Source organism: Streptomyces sp. NPDC093586 (assembly GCF_044764905.1).
GTDB lineage: Bacteria > Actinomycetota > Actinomycetes > Streptomycetales > Streptomycetaceae > Streptomyces.
Map to the genome: position 1 here is coordinate 22,306 of NZ_JBIWJA010000023.1, position 18,049 is coordinate 40,354.

Here is an 18,049-nt window from a genome sequence, read left to right on the forward strand (position 1 = left end):
GGCCTCCGCCGCTCCTCAGGAGGGGGCGGTACCGTCGGCGCCGACCCGCCGCAGGTACACGTCCGCGACCCGCTCCAGGGAGTTCTCGAGGTAGACGGCGAGCAGCCGCGCGGCGCCTTCCCGGTCCCCCGCCCGGAGCGCGTCGAGTATCTCCGCGTTCCGCGCGAGGTACGGCTCGTGCAGGCGCCGCGGGTCGTCCACGACGTGGAAGGCGAGGCGCAACTCGGCGAAGACGCTGCGCATCAGCTCGTCCGTGCGCTCGCTGCCGGCGAGGGCGACCAGTTCCTGGTGGAAGTGGATGTTGGCGGTGCCCACTCCTTTCCAGTCGCCTTCGTCGGCCGACCGCCGCCCGTCCTCGACGGCCGAGGCGACCTCGTCGAGGCCGTACGGAGGCTCCCCCAGGCTCCGGACGACGGCGCACTCGACGAGGGCGCGGGTGCGGTAGATGTCCTCGACGTCCTCGACGGTCAGGACGCGGACGAAGACACCCCGGTTCAGCTCGTGGACGAGCAGGCGTTCGTGGGTGAGCAGCCGGAACGCCTCGCGCAGCGTGTTGCGGGAGACGCCGAGGGCGCCGCCGATGCTGTCCTCGGACAAGCGGGTTCCGGGTGGGAAGTAGCCGTCCGCGATCCGGCTTCTGAGGATGTCCGAGACCCGCTCCGCGGTGCTGGTCCGCCCGAGGAGGGCACGGTCGTCGGCCAGTCCCGTCAGCTGCTCTGCCATGCCCGGAATTCAATCGCAGATACCAGAACGAAACAACGTGGGTATTGAGGGATCGTTGAACGATCCTCTACGGTGCCTTCAGGTGTTCCCCGTGGCGCCCGCTCGCCCATCGCGCCGCCGCACCGACCGGCTCACTCGACAAGCACCCTCCGTCCTCCCCCTGCGAGGTGCCATGAGTACGACCCCTCCACCGCGGGCCCTGCCCGACGCTCCGGTCGGCACCGCCGAACACCCCGCCGGTGACGGCGCGTTCGGCTGGCTGCGGGCTCTCGGCCCGCGGGGCCGCCGTGCCTTCGGCGGCGCGTTCGGCGGCTACGCCCTCGACTCGTACGACTACTTCACGCTGCCGCTGACCATGGTCGCGCTGACCGCGTACTTCGGTCTCGACAGCGGCCGGACCGGTCTGCTCACCACGGTCACCCTGGTCGTCTCGGCCGTCGGCGGTGTCCTCGCGGGTGTCCTCGCGGACCGGGTGGGCCGGGTGAGGGCCCTGCTGCTCACCGTGATCACCTACGCCGTGTTCACGGTGGCCTGCGGCTTCGCGCCGAACTACGAGACGCTGCTGGTCTTCCGCGCCCTGCAGGGCCTCGGCTTCGGCGGCGAGTGGGCGGTCGGCGCGGTCCTGGTCGCCGAGTACGCGGGCGCACGGCACCGGGGCCGCACCCTCGGCGCGGTCCAGAGCGCGTGGGCCGCGGGCTGGGCACTGGCGGTGATCGTCTACACGCTGGTGTTCTCGGTGACCGGCGACGACCTGGCCTGGCGTGTCATGTTCTGGACCGGCGCGCTGCCCGCGCTGCTCGTGGTGTGGGTGCGGCGCAGCGTCCATGACGCGCCCGAGGCCGCCGCTGCCCGTCTGCGGGACCCGGGCAAGGGTGCGTTCACGGCGATCTTCCGGCCGCGCACGCCCGACGGACCCGGCCTGCTGAGCACCACGCTCTTCGCGAGTCTGCTCTCCACCGGCGTCCAGGGCGGCTACTACACCCTCGCCACCTGGGTGCCGACGTATCTGAAGGACGAACGCGAGCTGTCGGTCGTCGGGACCGGCGGCTATCTGACGTTCCTGATCTCGGGCGCCTTCACCGGCTACCTCGCCGGCGGCCACCTGACCGACCTGCTGGGCCGCAGGCGCAACATCTGGCTCTTCGCCCTGCTGTCGGCGGTCTGCATCCTGGCGTACGCGAACATCCCCAGCGGCGCCGGCACCCTGCTCCTGGTGCTCGGTTTCCCGCTCGGCTTCTGCATGTCGGCGATCTTCAGCGGCTTCGGTTCCTACCTGAGCGAGCTGTACCCGACGGCGGTGCGGGGCGTCGGCCAGGGCTTCACGTACAACACCGGACGCGCCGTGGGCGCCGTCTTCCCCACAACGGTCGGTTTCCTGGCCGACAGCTGGGGTGTGGGCGGCGCGCTGGTCTTCGGTGCGATCGGTTACGGCATCGCGGCACTGGCTCTGCTGGGGCTGCCGGAGACACGCGGGAAGGAACTGGTATGAACCACTCGCACCACATGGCCGAGGACCGGCCGCTCGCCCTCGTCGAGGAGCACGCGCACGCGTGGAGCCCGGAAGCGGCCCGCGCCCGCTTCCGGGACGGCCTGAGCGGCCCCACGGCCGGCGTCGCGGCCGGCCACACCCAGGCCAACCTGATCTCGGTGCCCGCCGACTGGGCGTACGACATGCTGCTGTTCTGCACGCGCAACCCGAAGCCGTGCCCGGTGCTGGACGTCACGGACGCCGGGTCGTGGACCACCGCCCTCGCCGACGGCGCGGACCTGCGCACCGACCTGCCGCGCTACCGGGTGTGGCGGGACGGCGAGCTGGTGGAGGAGCCGACGGACGTGCGAGCGCACTGGCGCGGCGACCTGGTGTCGTTCCTGATCGGCTGCAGTTTCACCTTCGAGTGGGCGCTGACCTCGGCGGGCGTGCCGATCCGCCATGTCGAGCAGGGCCGCAACGTGCCGATGTACGTCACCGGGCGTCAGTGCCGTCCGGCGGGGCGGCTGCACGGCCCGATGGTGGTCTCCATGCGCCCGGTGCCGCCCGGGCACCTGTCGGCGGCGATCCACGAGACCAGCCTGCTCCCGGCCGTGCACGGCAGCCCGGTGCACTGCGGCGACCCCTCGGCGCTCGGCATCGGCGACCTGGGCCGGCCCGACTTCGGCGATCCGGTGGACATGGAGCCGGACGACATCCCGGTGTTCTGGGCCTGCGGGGTGACCCCGCAGGCGGCGGTGACGGCCTCGCGCCCGCCCTTCGCCATCACCCACGCACCGGGACAGATGTTCCTCACCGACGCCCGCGACGAGCAGTACCGCGTGGCCTGACACCGCTCAGGAGGCGGCGCCGGCCGTGTGATCCGCCGCCCGCCCGGCGATGCCTCGGATCACACGGCCGGCGCGTCCGGGCCGAAGCGGCTCCGTACGGCCGTCTGGACCTCGTCCTCCTCGGCCGGATCGGCGGCGAGCCGGCGCAGCCGTTCGACGACACGGTTGTCGCCGGTCTCGGCGTACCGGGCGGCCAGTTCCCGGGTCGTCTCCTCGCAGTCCCACAGGCACTCGACGGCGAAGCCGGCGGCGAAGGACGGGTCGGTGGCGGCCAGCGCGCGGGCGGCGCGGCCGCGCAGATGGGAGGAGGCCGTCTCACGGTAGATGTGGCGCAGGACGGGCGCGGCGCAGGCGATGCCGAGCCGGCCGGTGCCGTCCACGAGGGTCCACAGGGTGGGCGCGTCGGGGCCCTCGCCCCGTACCGCCTCCCGCAGCGCGGCGAGGACGAGCAGGCTGTCCTGCGTACCGCCCCGGCAGGCGAGCACGCGCCCGGCGGCGGCGCCCAGGGCGTCGGGCCGGTGGACCCAGCCGCGTGCTCGGTCGACCGCGGCGGGGCCGCGCATGCGCTCGAAGGCGGCGACGGCGGCCTCCACGACGGGCTCCGAGCCGGTGACCGCGGCGTCCTCGATCAGCCCGAGGGCCTCGGGATCGTCGCGGTCGGCGAGATAGCGCAGGGCCGTGCAGCGGGCGCCCTCGGTGCCGGACCGCGCCGCCTCGACGATCTCGGCCCGGTCGTCGGGGCCGGCGACCGCGGTGAGGCAGCGGGCGGCGGGGACGTGGAGCGCGGTGCCTCGCTCGACGCCCTGCTGGGCCCACTCGAACACGGCCCGGACGCTCCAGCCCGGACGGGGTCCGCTGGGACTCATCTGCCGCTGCCAGCGGTCGAAACAGCCCGTCTCGTGGGCGGCACGCACACGCGTGGCGATCGATTCGCGCGGGTCCTCCGCCCACAGCCGCCAGGGCCTGGGCTCGAAGGCGTCGCGCACGGCGGCGGCCAGCTCGGCGTCGCCCTCGGGATCTCGCGGGAAGCGGGCCAGGACGGGCGCGGCGAGGGCGCGCAGACCCGCGTCGTCGTCGCGCAGCGCCAGCTCGTCCAGGGCCCAGGCCCAGTTGACGCCGTGGGCGGCGTACCGGCGCAACAGCCGGAGCGCGTCGCGCCTGCCGTAGGAGGCGAGGTGGCCGAGGACCGCGAGGGCCAGTCCGGTGCGCGACTCGTCGGGATCGAGGACGTCCTCGGGGTCGAAGAGGTGCGTCTCGATCGCGTCCAGCTCGCCGTTCAGGTCGAGGTAGAGGCGGGCGTAGTACAGGGAGCGGTTCTCCACCTGCCAGTCGTGGCGGGGATCGCGCAGCACACAGTGGTTCAGTGCCGCGAGCGCTTCGGCACGCGGGGCGGTGAGCGCGTGCAGCGTGCCGTCGCCGCGACCCCGCTGCAGCAGGCCGAGCAGGGTACCGCTGGGCGCTATGACCGGATCGAACATGGGAAACAGCCTCACATCAAGCGTCGACGCAACCGGGAACCACGCGTTACCTGACCGCGCGACAACACGTCGGAGCGCCCGCCGTCTCTTGCTTGCTGCGAACCATGTTTCTCTGCCTCTCGTCGGTGGCCCATGCGGGCCGCGTCACGGCCCGCGCGGTGCGGCAACACCTGCCCAGCCATCACGTCCGTGAACCACGTCGTCATGATGACCCGGCGGTCACATCTGCCGCGACCGAAATTTCGGCGGCCCCGTACCGCCTCCCCCGTTTGTCGTGTTTTCCCTGGTCAGCGCGTCGGACCAGGGGTGGATCAGCTGCGGTTCATGCCACTCCGAACAGCTCCAGCAGCTCGATCCGGGCGAACATCCGCGCCGTGTCGACCGCCGACGGGGTGCCCGCGGACGGATCCGCGCCGGCCTCGATGAGCGCCTTGGCCACGTCCGTCTCCCCCTTGAAGGCGGCACCGGCGAGCGGGGTCTGGCCCCGGTCGTTGACCCGGTCCGCGTCGGCGCCGCGGGCCAGCAGCGCACGTACCGCGTCGGCGTGGCCGTGGTAGGCGGCGAGCATGACGAGGGAGTCACCCCGGTCATTGGTGAGGTTGGCCGGAACACCGGCGTCCACATAGGCCACCAGTTCCTCGGTCCGCCCCTGCCGGGCCAGATCGAAGATCTTGGTCGCCAGCTCCACGACCTCGGGGTCGGGGGCTTCACTCATGGGCCGGACCACCTCTCACTCACGGACGTACGAACGTCGGGGACTGCGTGTGCGCACGGCCGCGAGCGGTGCGGCCGTACGAGTGAATCGCCAGGGTACTGGCTCGCGCCGCACATGAGCGGCCACGCTCGAGGCAAAGATCGTCACGGACCGGGCCGGGCGCGACACCCGTGCGCGGCCGGGTCGAGAACCGCTCCGCCACATGGGGCAATTTCATGAAAATTCATCCATTTGCACCTTTTATCGTATGGATACATGCTGTGATCCTGGAAGTACTCATGGTGACTGTCCCCGCGAACCAGGAGAACTCACATGATCCTCTCGATCTCAGGCGTGGTCCTGCTCGGCGTCGTCGTCTTCATCTTCTGCCGCAAGGACGGCCTCAAGTCCTCGCACGCGCTGATCGCGGTCCTGTTCGGCTTCTACCTCGCGAGTACGGCCATCGCCCCGAGCATCAGAGCGGGCGGCGAGAGCCTGGCGGGCCTCCTCGGCGGAATCAAGTTCTGACGGCCGAGCCCGCCCGAAACCCGCCCGTACGGACTTCCAGGAGGCAGCAGTGGCCCGGCGGCCCCTCCCCCGCATTCTGCGCAACGGCGGCGCGCAGCTCGCCCGGAGCCGGGAGCTGGCCCGGACTGCGGCCGACAGCGCCACGGACGTCCTCCAGCCGCTCATCACGATCGCCCGCGGTCTGCGCCGACTGGCCTCGGCCGCCCGGCGCAGATGGACCGAGACCCCCAAGGACCGGCGCGGTGCGCTGCTGTTCCTCGTGGCCTCCGTGGTCCTGGTCGTGGCCCTGGCGCCGTACGGCCCGCTGCTCGCCGTCATCACCCTGACGGCGGCGGCGGCATGGCAGGGCAGGGACCGCGCGCCCCGGGAGCCGGACGGCCCCGACGAGGCGCAGGCCCAACGCCTCAAGTCGCTCTACGAGGCGCTGGTCCCGTACTTCTCGATCGCCGAGGATCCCGACCCGCTCTACGTCCACGGCGGCACGTGGGAGAAGGCGTTCCCGGCCTACGAGTTCGACGACGCCGGCCGGGTCACCGAACTGGTGGTCCGCTACCCGGCGTACTTCACCGACGGGGAGGCACGGTCCCGGGCGCGGATCGAGCACCTGCTCACCGCCAAGGCCGGCCGGGGCCGCGAGTACCACTACACCTGGGACGAGGAGGCCAACCACCTCACGGTCGCCGTCCTCCCGCCGCTGCCCACCGACATCACCGCCCAGCGGTTCGTCACGGCACCCGGCGAGACGGTCCTGGGTTTCACCGATCCGACCCGGGTGCAGCGCACCCTTCCGCTCACCCACGGCGAGGAGCAGCGGGACGTGCCGCCGGTCGTCTGGCGCACGGGCATCCGCTCCACCGAGCCGCACCTGCTGGTCCTCGGGCAGCCCGGCAGCGGCACCTCCACCCTGCTGCGCTCCATCGCCCTGCAGGCCCTGGGCGACGGCGACCTGGTCATCGTGGACGGCGGCGGCACCGGCGAGTACGCCTGTCTGACCGGGCGCGACGGCGTCCTGGCCGTCGAGTGCGGCCTCGCCGGGGCGCTGGCCAGCCTCGAGTGGGCCGCCCACGAGACGGAGCGTCGGCTGATCGCCGTCAACCGGGCCCGGCAGGAGGGCCGGCCGCCGTCCGACGACATCCGGCGGCCCCTGTGGGTCCTCGTGGACCGCCCCAGCGCGTTCACGCACCTCGCCGCCGCGGACGGCCGCAGGGACCCCCAGTCCCTGCTCCAGGTCCCGCTGCGGCACGGCCGGGCGGCGAACGTGACGGTGGTCGTCGCCGACCAGCTGGACGCGCTGGACGGCCTCTGCGACGCCGTACGGCAGCACACGCGCGCGCGGGTGGTGCTCGGCCCGGCCACGGCCGGCGAGCTGACGACCGTGCTGGGCATCGCCCCGCACACCACGCCCGTCGACCAGGTGCCGCCCGGCCGCGGCTACGCCCGCCTCGGCACGGGCCCGGTGCACCGGCTCCAGGTGCCGGCCACGCCGGACCCCTACGACGACGCCACGAGCGACGCGCACCGGCAGGCGGTCCTCGACCTGCTGCCGCCGCGCACGACGCCCGCCGACGGTGAACAGGCGGCCGTGCCCGCGAAGGCCAGGCCGCACACGATCCTGATCAAGACGGAGGGCGCCCCGGCCGGGACGCGGACCGTCGCCACCGAGGGGACGGCACGGCTCGGGACCGGGACCGCCCCCGACGGGACGAAGGCGGTGAAGGCGATCCCCGCGGAGACCGGGAGCACCCCCGTCGAACCCGAGCCGGTCACGGCCGCCGCCGCACCGAAGAGGGCCACCGCCGAGGCGCCCGCAGAAGCCGCACCGGCCGGACCGGACGCCGTGGATCCGGTCCCCGCAGAGGCATTGGCCGCGGAAACCGTTCCCGCCGAGGCCGTCGCGGCGGAGACGACCTGACCCGCCGGCCCGGCCGCGGGGAGCCGCCTCGCCCGGCCGGGCCGCAGGCCGACCCCTCGGCAAGATCTTCATGGGCCTTCTAGGCCACGAAGGTCCGGGGGGCCTCGCTCCCCCCGGCACCCCCGTTCTCCACCAGTCCGGCCGCCGCGGCCAGCCGTACGGCCGCCTCGTCCGCCACCGCCCCGCCGACGGTGAACGGCAGCCGGACGTACCCCTCGAAGGCTCCGTCGACCCCGAACCTCGGTCCGGACGGGACCCGTACTCCCACACGCTCCCCCGCCTCGGCGAGCCGCGAGCCCGAGAGGCCGCCCGAGCGCACCCAGAGGGTGAGGCCGCCGCGCGGCACCTCGAACTCCCAGTCCGGCAGCTCGCGCCGTACCGCCGCCACCAGCTCGTCACGGTTCCGCCGGGCCTGCTCGCGGCGCATCCGCACCGCCTGCTCCCAGCCGCCCGTGCTGAACAGCCAGTTCACCGCCAGCTGCTCCAGCACCGGCGTGCCCAGGTCGGCGTAGGCGCGCGCGGCGACCAGGCTGCGGATCACGTCGGGCGCGGCGCGGACCCAGCCGATGCGCATGCCGGCCCAGAAGGCCTTGCTGGCGGAGCCGACGGTGACGACCGTCGAGCCGGCCGGGTCGAAGGCGCAGACGGGGCGCGGCATCTCGACGTCGTCCTCGAGCCACAGCTCGCTCATCGTCTCGTCGGCGACGAGGACGGTGCCGGCCGACCGGGCCGCGTCCACCAGCCGGCGACGCTGGTCCTCGTCGGCGAGCGCGCCGGTGGGGTTGTGGAAGTCGGCGACGACGTAGGCGATGCGGGGCGCGGCCTCGCGCAGCACCTGCCGCCAGCGGTCCACGTCCCAGCCGGTGAGGCCCTCGGCCATCGCGACGGGGACCAGCCTCGCCCCCGCCTCGCGCATCAGCTGGAGGATGTTCGCGTACGACGGCGACTCGACCGCGATGCGCTCGCCGCGCCCTCCGAAGAGGTGACAGATCGCGTCCATCGCGCCCATGGCGCCCGTGGTCACCATGATCTGCTCGGGCATGGTCGGGATCCCGCGCGCGGTGTAGCGCTCGGCGATCATCGACCGCAGCGCGGGCAGCCCGGCCGGGTAGTCGCCATGGGTGTGCGCGTAGGGCGGCAGCTCCTCCAGGGCGCCCTGGACCGCGCGGGTGAGCCAGGGCTCGGGTGCGGGCAGCGCCGCGCAGCCGAGGTCGATCATCGAGCCGAGGGCCTCGGGCGGCAGGGGCTCCAGACCGCGCGCGGGCAGGGGGTTCCCGGCCGGCACGGCGGTCCAGCTGCCGGCGCCGCGGCGGGACTCCAGGAATCCCTCGGCGCGCAGGGCCTCGTAGGCGGCGGCGACGGTGGTGCGGCTGACGGTCAGGGCGAGGGCCAGTTCGCGTTCGGCGGGCAGCCGGGCGGCGACCGGCACCCGCCCTTCGAGGACCAGCAGCCGGATGCCGTCGGCGAGGGCGCGGTAGGCGGGCGGACGGCGGGTGCCGGGGCCGGCCGGACGGTCCTGCTGGGAGCCGAGCAACCGGGCGAGCTGAGCCGCTCCCACGGCCGAGGTCCACTGCGCCATGGAAATCAGTCCACCTTCCCCGAATTGGCCATGGTTGGCCCTGCTTCTCATGCCACAGGGTGTCATGCAGCAGGCCACTACCACCACACAGGGGGCACAGCTTGTCCAGGCGATCAGGACACGGCCATCTCGTACGGCGGCTGACACAGCTCTACGGCGGTCTCGTGCTGTACGGCGCGAGTTCGGCACTGCTGGTCAGGTCGGGACTCGGACTGGAGCCGTGGAACGTGCTGCACCAAGGCCTCGCCGAGCGCACGGGCCTGTCCATGGGAATGGTGCTGACCGTCGTGGGCGCGGCCGTGCTGCTGCTGTGGATCCCGCTGCGTCAGCGGCCGGGCCTGGGCACCGTCTCCAACGTGCTGGTCATCGGCGCCGCGATGGACGCGACGCTGGCCGTGGTGCCCGACACCCACGGCTGGACGCCGCGGATCGCGATGATGGCGGCGGGGATCGTCCTGAACGGCGCGGCGACCGGGCTGTACATCGCCGCCCGGTTCGGGCCGGGCCCGCGTGACGGCCTGATGACGGGCCTGAACCGGCGCACGGGCCTGTCGGTGCGCCTGGTGCGCACGGTGCTGGAGATCACCGTCGTGGCGACGGGCTTCGTCCTCGGCGGTACCGTCGGTGTCGGCACCCTGCTGTACGCCCTGTCGATCGGTCCGCTCGCCCAGGTCTTCCTGCGCGTGTTCGCCGTTCCCGTGGCGTCGGAGAGCACCACGGTGGTTGCCGCGGGCCGGCCCCGGCGCGCGATACTGCGGCGGTGACCACCCCGATACGCCACCCCTACCTCGACCATCCCGGCCCGATCGCCTTCGCCCACCGGGGCGGTGCCGCGGACGGCCTGGAGAACACGCTGCGCCAGTTCCGGCGCGCGGTCGAGGCGGGCTACCGGTACATCGAGACGGACGTCCACGCCACGCGGGACGGCAAGCTCGTCGCCTTCCACGACGCGACCCTGGACCGGGTGACGGACGGGGCCGGCCGGATCGCCGACCTGCGCTGGGAGGAGGTCCGCCGCGCGCGCGTGGCGGGCGAGGAGCCGGTGCCGCTGTTCGAGGAGCTGCTGGAGGTCTTCCCCGGGGTGCGCTGGAACATCGACGTGAAGGCGGAGCCGGCGCTGCGGCCCCTCCTGGAGCTGATCGGACGGAGAGACGCCTGGGACCGGGTCTGCGTCGGCTCGTTCTCCGAGGCCCGGGTGGTCCGCGCCCAGCGACTGGCCGGTCCGCGCCTGGCCACCTCGTACGGCACCCGGGGCGTTCTCAACCTGCGGCTGCGCTCCTGGGGCGTCCCCGCCGCACTGCGCCGCTCGGCGGTGGCCGCGCAGGTTCCGGAGGTCCAGTCCGGCATCCAGGTGGTGGACCACCGGTTCGTGCGCACCGCCCACGCGCGCGGACTCCAGGTGCACGTGTGGACGGTGAACGATCCGGCCCGTATGCACCGGCTCCTGGACCTGGGAGTGGATGGCATCATGACCGATCACATCGACACACTGCGCAAGGTCATGGAGGACCGCGGCGTCTGGGTCTGAGGCCGTCCGAGGCCCAGCCGGGCCCCGCCACGGCGTCGCGCGTTCACGGGGAAGCGAGGGCACGGGTGGGCATCGACACCGTGCGGACGGACGCGGCCGACGGGGCCGCCGGCCGGCGGCGCGAGCAGCGCGGCTGGTACTTCTACGACTGGGCGTGCTCGGTCTACTCGACGAGCGTGCTCACCGTGTTCCTGGGCCCCTATCTGACGTCGGTCGCCGAGTCGGCGGCGGACGCGGACGGATACGTCCGTCCCCTGGACATCCCGGTGCGCTCCGGGTCCTTCTTCGCCTACTCGGTGTCCCTGTCGGTGATCGTGGCGGTGCTCGTGATGCCCCTGGTGGGCGCAGCGGCCGACCGCACGGGCCGCAAGAAGCCGCTGCTCGCGGCCGCCGCGTACACCGGGGCGGCGGCCACGACCGGCATGTTCTTCCTCGACGGCGACCGCTACCTGCTGGGCGGCCTGCTCCTGATCGTCGCCAACGCCGCGCAGTCGGTGGCGATGATGCTCTACAACTCCTACCTGCCGCAGATCGCACCGCCCGAGGAACGCGACGCGGTCTCCTCGCGCGGCTGGGCCTTCGGCTACGCGGCCGGGTCGCTGGTCCTGGTGGCGAACCTGGTCCTCTACACCGCCCACGACTCCTTCGGCCTGAGCGAGAGCGCGGCGGTCCGTGTCTGCCTCGCCTCGGCGGGACTGTGGTGGGGCGCCTTCGCGCTCATACCGCTGCGGCGGCTGCGCGACCGCCGCACCCCCGCGCGGGAGGCGGCCCTCCCCGGCTTCCGGCAGCTCGCGGCGACCGTCCGCGACATGCGCCGGCGCCCGCTGACCCTCGCCTTCCTGCTGGCCTACCTCGTCTACAACGACGGCATCCAGACGGTGATCTCCCAGGCCTCGGTCTACGGCTCCGAGGAGCTGGGACTCGGGCAGTCGACGCTCATCGTGGCCGTGCTGCTGGTCCAGGTGCTGGCGGTGGCGGGCGCGCTGGCGCTGGGCCGGCTGGCCCGGACGTACGGTGCCAAGCGCACGATCCTCGGGTCGCTGGTCGCCTGGACGGTCACGCTCGCGGCCGGGTACTTCCTGCCGGCCGGGGCGCCGGCGTGGTTCTTCGTCCTGGCCGCCGGGATCGGTCTCGTCCTCGGCGGCAGCCAGGCGCTGTCCCGCTCGCTCTTCTCGCACCTGGTCCCGCCCGGCAAGGAGGCCGAATACTTCTCCGCGTACGAGATGAGCGACCGCGGCATGAGCTGGCTCGGTCCGCTGCTGTTCGGGCTCACCTACCAGCTCACCGGGAGCTACCGGGACGCGATCGTCTCGCTGGTGGCGTTCTTCGTCATCGGTTTCGCCCTGCTCACGCGGGTACCGGTACGGCGTGCGATCGCCGACGCGGGCAATCCGGTCCCCGAAAGGATTTAGCACTCGAGACGAAAGGGCTGTAGTGTACGCGTTTGGCCTGCCAGGCGTACCGTTACTGCGCGTCAAAGGTGCCGAAACGCTATGTCGCATCTGGTGACAGAGGTGACAAACCGGACGTCGGCGGGTACTGCACTGGTTGACAAGGCTGCGGCTGCGACGGCGACGCATGGCCCGGAACGGGGACTCCGGACGGGAATCTTTACCGCCGCCCGGACGTTGACCGGATGACGACGACAGCGACACCTGTCCTGTGGGCGACAAGCCCGGGAGGCACGATTCATGAGTGAGCGAGCTCTTCGCGGCACGCGCCTCGTGGTGACCAGCTACGAGACGGACCGCGGCATCGACCTGGCCCCGCGCCAGGCCGTGGAGTACGCATGCGAGAAGGGGCATCGATTCGAGATGCCCTTCTCGGTCGAGGCGGAGATCCCGCCGGAGTGGGAGTGCAAGGTCTGCGGGGCCCAGGCACTCCTGGTGGACGGCGACGGCCCTGAGGAGAAGAAGGCCAAGCCCGCGCGTACGCACTGGGACATGCTGATGGAGCGGCGCACCCGCGAGGAACTCGAAGAGGTCCTCGAGGAGCGACTGGCCGTTCTGCGCTCCGGCGCGATGAACATCGCGGTTCATCCGCGGGACAGCCGTAAGAGTGCGTAGTCCCCACGGGGGCTGAGCCGGGCTTTCAGCGAATACGAGCGAGCGCGGGCGCCGTACGTGACGTCACGTACGGCGCCCGCGCTTTGTCATGCGCCGCGCGTCCGTGCCCCGGCCCCGGATCGGGGGACGCGGCTCCGTCAGCGCGTCAGCGGCGGGCGGGGACCCTGCGGGACGTCGTCCGGTTCGTCCCGGATCACCTCACCCTGGACGACCTTGCCGTCCGGGCGGTGCATGCGGGCCTGGCGGAAGGCGTCACCCAGGGTGCCCGGGACGGCCTCGCGGAGCTTGCGTTCGACGGTTCGCTGCGTGTACCGGCTCACGGCCTTCTGGACCGGGGGCAGCAGGAGCAGCAGGCCCAGCGCGTCCGAGATCATGCCGGGAATCATCAGGAGCAGGCCGCCCAGCATGGTCAGGCCGTTGCCCTCGCTGTTCGGGCGGGGCACGGGCATCTCGCCGGGCTGCTGCCGTTGCAGCGTCCCGGTGAGATCACGGAAGGCCCGGCGGCCGGCCCGCTTGATGACCACGGAGCCGAGCAGCAGGCCCGCGACCAGGATCAGGAGGACCACCCACCCGCTCGACGCACCCGCGACCACGGTCAGCAGCCAGATCTCCAGCACGAGCCACACGGCGAGGCCCAGCGGCAGGAATGTGCGCAGCCGGGAGCGACGGGACCGGGCGGAGGGCCTGGGGGTCTGAGCGCCTGTCGTCATACCCCCAGTGTGCCTGGGCGCGGCTCAGCACGGGATAAGGGGGTGATCAGGCCTTCTCGTCCGGCGCGGCCGGGCGCGCCGGTGCGCTCTTCCCGGCCGGTCCGTCGCCCGGCCTGTCGATGGCCTTGCCGGCGGTCTTCTCGTTCGGCTTGTCGCGGCCCAGGACCTTGCCGACCCGTTCCCCCACGCCCCACGTGGTGACCCGCCAGAGGGCTTCCACGAGGATGTCGCGGCTCATCTTCGAGTCGCCGAGTTCGCGCTCGACGAACGTGATGGGCACCTCGACGACATGGTAACCGGCCTTGATCGCCCGTCGGGCCAGGTCGACCTGGAAGCAGTAGCCCTGGGAGGCGACCGCGTCCAGGCCGAGCCCCTCCAGGGTCTCCCGGCGGAAGGCGCGGTAGCCGCCCGTGATGTCGCGCAGCGGCAGGTCGAGCGCCAGGCGCGAGTACATGCTGCCGCCGCGGGAGATGAACTCGCGGGACTTGGGCCAGTTCACCACCCGGCCGCCGGGCACCCAGCGGGAACCGAGCACCAGGTCGGCCCCCTTGAGCGCGGTCAGCAGACGGGGAAGTTCCTCGGGCTGGTGGGAGCCGTCGGCGTCCATCTCGACCAGCACGCCGTACCCGTGCTCCAGGCCCCAGCGGAAGCCCGCGAGGTAGGCGGCGCCCAGGCCCTCCTTGCCCTTGCGGTGCAGGACCTGGACGTGATCGTCCCCGGCGGCCAGTTCGTCGGCGAGCTTGCCGGTGCCGTCGGGACTGTTGTCGTCGGCCACGAGAACGTGTGCCTCGGGGACCGCCTCGCGCACGCGCCCGACGATCGCCTTGATGTTCTCCGCCTCGTTGTAGGTCGGGATGATCACCAGGACCGTGCCCAGGGGGCCGAACCGCCTCCCTTGGTCCGCTGCCGCGAGCGTCCCGTCGCCGTCGTTCACTGCTGCCCCTTCATGTCCGTACGCAGAGGACCACCATAGTGGCCGCAGCCTGCGATGACGTGACAGGAGGTTCGAACAGCGGTGTCGCCGCCGCGGAATCCGGGTAGGCATGCGCGTTTCGGACCGTTTCCGCGGCGGATGGGGGCCCGGCGCCCTTCGGGCCGGCCAGGGACCCGCTGGCTGCGGGTCGACCGAAAGCCGTTGTCTACTGAGCGCCCGGGCCCCACCCGGGTCACACCTCCCGACCGGCCGTATCGTTCCCCCGCCGTGACGCGAGCGCTGAGCCTGGCTCCCAGTGGCGGTGCGCCGGCGCGGCACACCGTCCCTGACGCAGCGGCGCCGCGGCGGGTGCGCGGAGGTTTCCCGGTCGGGCGTCCGGTGGTGGACTCCGCCGAACCTACCGGCCCTCCGCTGTGACCTGTCAACAGTCGTTCGACCTGCGACTTTCGCACCAATGCCCAGGTCAGCGCGACGGATGCCCGATACCCGCGGGTCAGAAGATCACCGCACCGTCGGCCGTGGAGATCACTCGCCCGGCCGTACGAAGACCGTCCGACCGCCCACCACGGTACGCAGACAGACCGGCAGGTCCCGGCCCGGGGTCAGGTCGGGCAGCCCGGGGGTGCCGGAGCGCGGGTCCGTCGACCAGCGCGCGACCCGGTCGTCGGGGGCCTGGACCACCAGCTCGCCCGTGCGCCAGACGGCGTAGTCCGCGGGTGCGCCCGGCACCAGGACGCCCGCGTCGTCCCGGCCGATCGCCCGCCAGCCGCCGCGCGTGTGCGCCGTGAACGCCGCGCGCACGGAGACGCGGTGCTCCGGGGTGCGGTGGAAGGCCGCGGCCCGGACGGTGCCCCACGGGTCGAGGGGCGTGACGGGGCTGTCGGAGCCGAAGGCGAGCGGGACACCGGCGCGCAGCAGGGCCGCGAAGGGATTGAGGGTGCGGGCCCGCTCCGTGCCCAGCCGCTGGGCGTACATGCCGTCCTCGCCTCCCCACAGCGCGTCGAAGGCGGGCTGGACGGAGGCGGTGAGGCCGAGTTCGGCGAAGGCCGCGACGGTCTCGGGGGTGAGCATCTCGGCGTGCTCGACGCGGTGGCGGGCGGCACGGACGCGGGCGAGGCCGACCTTGTCGGCGGCGGCGCGCACGCCCTCCACGACGGCGGTCACGGCGGCGTCGCCGATGGCGTGGAAGCCCGCCTGGAGGCCCGCTTCGGTGCAGGCGACGACGTGGGCGGCGACGTCGGCGGCGTCCAGGTGGGCGGTGCCGGTGTGGCCGGCGTCGGCGTACGGTTCGTGCAGGCAGGCGGTGTGCGAGCCGAGGGCTCCGTCGGCGAAGAGGTCGCCCGCGGCGCCGGCCGCGCCCAGCTCCCTCGCCTTGTCGACGTCCTGTTCGGCCCAGTAGCCGACCACGCGGGGCCCGTCGCCCTCGGCCGCGAGGCGCAGCAGTCCGGTGAGGTCGTCCTCGGAGGAGATCTCCGGGCCTGCGCACTCGTGAACGGTTCCGATGCCCAGCGAGGCGGCGTGGGCGAGGGCGGCGCGCTGGGCCTCGGTGCGCTGGGCGGGGGTGACGGCGCCCAGGGCGGCGGCGCGCACGGCGTGGTGGTCGTCGGCGGTGAGCGGGCCGTCCGTCCGGCCGACGCCGCTCGGGACCAGGTCGAGCAGGGCGGTGGTGACGACCGCGGAGTGGACGTCGATACGGCTGAGGTAGAGGGGCCGGCCGCCGGTGGCCTCGTCCAGTTCCGCGCGGGTCGGGGGCAGGCCGTCGGGCCAGCGGGAGGCGTCCCAGCCGTGACCGAGGAGGACGCGGTCGCCGGGGCGGGCCGCGGCGAAGTCCCGGACGAGGGCGAGGGCCGCCTCGCGGGTGGGGGCGCCGGACAGATCGAGGCCGGTGAGGGCGAGGCCGGTGGACGTGGTGTGCACGTGTGCGTCGGTGAACGCCGGGGTGACCAGGGCGCCGTCCAGGTCGATCACCTCGTCCACGCCGTCCGCGAAGGCGTCCGCGGCGCCCTCGGAGCCGACCCAGGCGACCTGTCCGCGTTCGACGACCATGGCCGTCGCGAAGGGGTCGGCGGGACTGTGGACCTCGCCGCGGCGCAGCAGGACCGTGGCGGGCGGGGTGGTGGACTCACTCATGGACACCAGTCTCGCCCCTCGCGCCGGGCGGTCCGCACGCAGGTCGGCGCCATCAGGGGTCAGGGCGCCCGGGCGGGGTCAGATCCGCGGCGGGCGGGCCTCGTAGGGCGTCGAGAGGACCACGGTGGTCCGGGTCGACACGCCGGCCAGGGAACGCAGCCGGGCGAGGAGTTCCTCCAGCTCGTGCGGGGTGGCCACGCGCACCTTGAGGATGTAGTTCTCGTCGCCCGCCACGCTGTGGCAGGCCTCGATCTCGGGGACCCCGGCCAGCCGGTCGGCGATGTCGTCGGGCGCGCTGGGGTCGAACGGTTTCACGGAGATGAAGGCGGTCATCGGCAGCCCGACGGCCTCCGGGTCGACGACCGCGGCGTATCCGCGGATGACGCCACGCTGTTCCAGCCGCCGCACCCGCTGGTGCACGGCCGACGTGGACAGGCCCGTGGCCTTGCCCAGGTCTGTGTAGCTCATCCGCCCGTCCTTGACGAGCAGCTGCACGATCTGTCGGTCCAGCTCCTCCATGGCGCAAGAACCTACAGTGCGCTTGATCTCCTCGGATACCTGAGCGGCCCGGGTCATGCCCGGTTCGTGATGCGGGTGGGGTCGGCGGGCGGCGTGACGGGGGACAAAACCACCGCACCGGGCACCTGCGAGCGGCGTGTGACCAACACCACACCATCCGCTCCGTCTCCGTGATGTTCTCGTGATTACCCGGAAGGGGGGACGGGAAGTGCTTGCTGTGGTCGAGGCCGCAGTGCCGTCACGGCCCAGCCCGAGGGGGAGAATCCCATGCAGAGTCTTAAGCGCCCTGGTCGTACCGCGCCCAAGCGGCAGCAGCCCGTCGTCGAATCCGTGCCGGAGGGCGTCGATCCCGACGTCTTCGACGACGAGGAGCTCGACGCCTACGACACCTTCGAGATGTACCGGGTGATCTGCCCGGACTGCGCGCAGCCCATCGCCCTGCTGGCGGACGAGGAGGTGCTGCCGGAGCACGCGCTGTGCGCCTCGCCGTGGAACCCGTTCGGTCTGACCGTCTGCGCGGGTACCGGCCGCAGGGCCGCCGACGCCCGTCCGGCGGACGAGTCGTTCCAGCCCCACGAGCAGGACACCGCCCTGCTGCTGACGCTGCCGCGGAGCCTCGACTGGCGGACCCAGCCCTTCTCCCACGTCGGCGGCCCGGGATCGCGCCCGATGCGCGTGCCGACGATGCGGCGCGAGGCCGCCTGAGCGGCCGCGTTCCCGGACGTACCCGGAGAGCGCCGTTCCCTTGCGCAGGTCCGTCCGCGCCACGGCTCGCAGGCCGCCGTGGCGCGGACGGGTGTGTCGCGACCTCGCGCGAGGGGCGCCGTACCGGACAGGCGCGGCGGACTCCGTGAACGCACGCCCGATTCCGTGGGCCGGTGACCTGTCCGCGCCGCGTTGCCCTCGGGTACGACTCCCACGTACTCGGC

Annotated in this window: 17 protein-coding genes; 9 read left to right on the top strand and 8 right to left on the bottom strand. The window is 73.0% G+C overall.

Annotation, left to right across the window (positions count from 1 at the left end):
- Nucleotides 1-15 precede the first annotated feature (15 nt).
- Entirely contained in the window at nt 16-723 is a 708-nt protein-coding gene (locus tag ACIRFH_RS23080; RefSeq protein WP_403523857.1) for a GntR family transcriptional regulator, read from the bottom strand.
- A 172-nt stretch (nt 724-895) separates the two neighbouring features.
- On the opposite strand from ACIRFH_RS23080, the gene ACIRFH_RS23085 reads away from it, so the two are divergent.
- Together ACIRFH_RS23085 and ACIRFH_RS23090 are read left to right on the top strand one after the other, a co-directional pair.
- Nucleotides 896-2,212 (top strand): MFS transporter, encoded by a 1,317-nt coding sequence (locus ACIRFH_RS23085; protein WP_403523860.1) that lies wholly within the window; start codon nt 896-898, stop codon nt 2,210-2,212.
- Entirely contained in the window at nt 2,209-3,042 is an 834-nt protein-coding gene (locus ACIRFH_RS23090; RefSeq protein WP_403523862.1) for a putative hydro-lyase, read from the top strand. Before ACIRFH_RS23085 ends, ACIRFH_RS23090 begins: the two co-directional genes overlap by 4 nt.
- 59 nt (nt 3,043-3,101) lie before the next feature.
- Here the strand turns inward: ACIRFH_RS23090 and ACIRFH_RS23095 are convergent, their stop codons facing one another.
- Nucleotides 3,102-4,520: a HEAT repeat domain-containing protein gene (locus ACIRFH_RS23095; RefSeq protein ID WP_403523864.1), complete on the bottom strand. Its 1,419-nt coding sequence runs from the start codon at nt 4,518-4,520 to the stop codon at nt 3,102-3,104.
- Between the two features lie 322 nt (nt 4,521-4,842).
- The gene (locus ACIRFH_RS23100; RefSeq protein ID WP_403523866.1) at nt 4,843-5,235 is read right to left on the bottom strand and encodes an ankyrin repeat domain-containing protein; all 393 of its coding nucleotides are present in this window, start codon (nt 5,233-5,235) and stop codon (nt 4,843-4,845) included.
- A 312-nt stretch (nt 5,236-5,547) separates the two neighbouring features.
- Between ACIRFH_RS23100 and ACIRFH_RS23105 the strand changes: the two genes are divergently transcribed.
- Nucleotides 5,548-5,742, top strand: coding sequence for a hypothetical protein (locus ACIRFH_RS23105; protein ID WP_403523869.1), 195 nt, complete (start codon nt 5,548-5,550; stop codon nt 5,740-5,742).
- A gap of 49 nt (nt 5,743-5,791) precedes the next feature.
- Entirely contained in the window at nt 5,792-7,654 is a 1,863-nt protein-coding gene (locus ACIRFH_RS23110) for a hypothetical protein (protein ID WP_403523871.1), read from the top strand.
- 79 nt (nt 7,655-7,733) lie between these two features.
- Here the strand turns inward: ACIRFH_RS23110 and ACIRFH_RS23115 are convergent, their stop codons facing one another.
- Entirely contained in the window at nt 7,734-9,233 is a 1,500-nt protein-coding gene (locus ACIRFH_RS23115; RefSeq protein WP_403523874.1) for a PLP-dependent aminotransferase family protein, read from the bottom strand.
- A gap of 101 nt (nt 9,234-9,334) precedes the next feature.
- Here ACIRFH_RS23115 and ACIRFH_RS23120 point away from each other — a divergent pair, with 101 nt between their 5' ends.
- The 4 genes from ACIRFH_RS23120 to ACIRFH_RS23135 all read left to right on the top strand — a co-directional run bounded on the left by ACIRFH_RS23120 (nt 9,335) and on the right by ACIRFH_RS23135 (nt 12,827).
- Complete coding sequence (locus ACIRFH_RS23120; protein ID WP_403523876.1) at nt 9,335-9,997, top strand: YitT family protein; 663 nt, start codon at nt 9,335-9,337, stop codon at nt 9,995-9,997.
- Nucleotides 9,994-10,761 carry a glycerophosphodiester phosphodiesterase gene (locus ACIRFH_RS23125; protein WP_403523878.1) on the top strand — a complete coding sequence of 256 codons (768 nt, stop codon included), beginning with the start codon at nt 9,994-9,996 and terminating at the stop codon, nt 10,759-10,761. Before ACIRFH_RS23120 ends, ACIRFH_RS23125 begins: the two co-directional genes overlap by 4 nt.
- Before the next feature lie 65 nt (nt 10,762-10,826).
- Entirely contained in the window at nt 10,827-12,173 is a 1,347-nt protein-coding gene (locus ACIRFH_RS23130; RefSeq protein WP_403523881.1) for an MFS transporter, read from the top strand.
- 279 nt (nt 12,174-12,452) lie between these two features.
- Nucleotides 12,453-12,827, top strand: coding sequence for an RNA polymerase-binding protein RbpA (locus ACIRFH_RS23135; protein ID WP_003977404.1), 375 nt, complete (start codon nt 12,453-12,455; stop codon nt 12,825-12,827).
- A 137-nt stretch (nt 12,828-12,964) separates the two neighbouring features.
- Here ACIRFH_RS23135 and fxsA read toward each other — a convergent pair whose 3' ends face one another.
- The 4 genes from fxsA to ACIRFH_RS23155 form a co-directional block, all read right to left on the bottom strand.
- On the bottom strand, nt 12,965-13,537 hold the full coding sequence (gene fxsA, locus ACIRFH_RS23140; RefSeq protein WP_403523883.1) for an FxsA family membrane protein: 573 nt from the start codon (nt 13,535-13,537) through the stop codon (nt 12,965-12,967).
- A gap of 46 nt (nt 13,538-13,583) precedes the next feature.
- Nucleotides 13,584-14,471: a polyprenol monophosphomannose synthase gene (locus ACIRFH_RS23145; RefSeq protein ID WP_403523886.1), complete on the bottom strand. Its 888-nt coding sequence runs from the start codon at nt 14,469-14,471 to the stop codon at nt 13,584-13,586.
- A 525-nt stretch (nt 14,472-14,996) separates the two neighbouring features.
- Entirely contained in the window at nt 14,997-16,601 is a 1,605-nt protein-coding gene (locus ACIRFH_RS23150; RefSeq protein WP_403523889.1) for an amidohydrolase, read from the bottom strand.
- A 78-nt stretch (nt 16,602-16,679) separates the two neighbouring features.
- Nucleotides 16,680-17,120, bottom strand: a complete 441-nt coding sequence (locus ACIRFH_RS23155; RefSeq protein WP_004002750.1) for an Lrp/AsnC family transcriptional regulator — start codon at nt 17,118-17,120, stop codon at nt 16,680-16,682.
- Between the two features lie 267 nt (nt 17,121-17,387).
- Here ACIRFH_RS23155 and ACIRFH_RS23160 point away from each other — a divergent pair, with 267 nt between their 5' ends.
- A complete protein-coding gene (locus ACIRFH_RS23160) occupies nt 17,388-17,825 on the top strand; it encodes a hypothetical protein (protein WP_403523891.1) in 438 nt (145 codons plus the stop codon).
- Nucleotides 17,826-18,049: the final 224 nt, after the last annotated feature.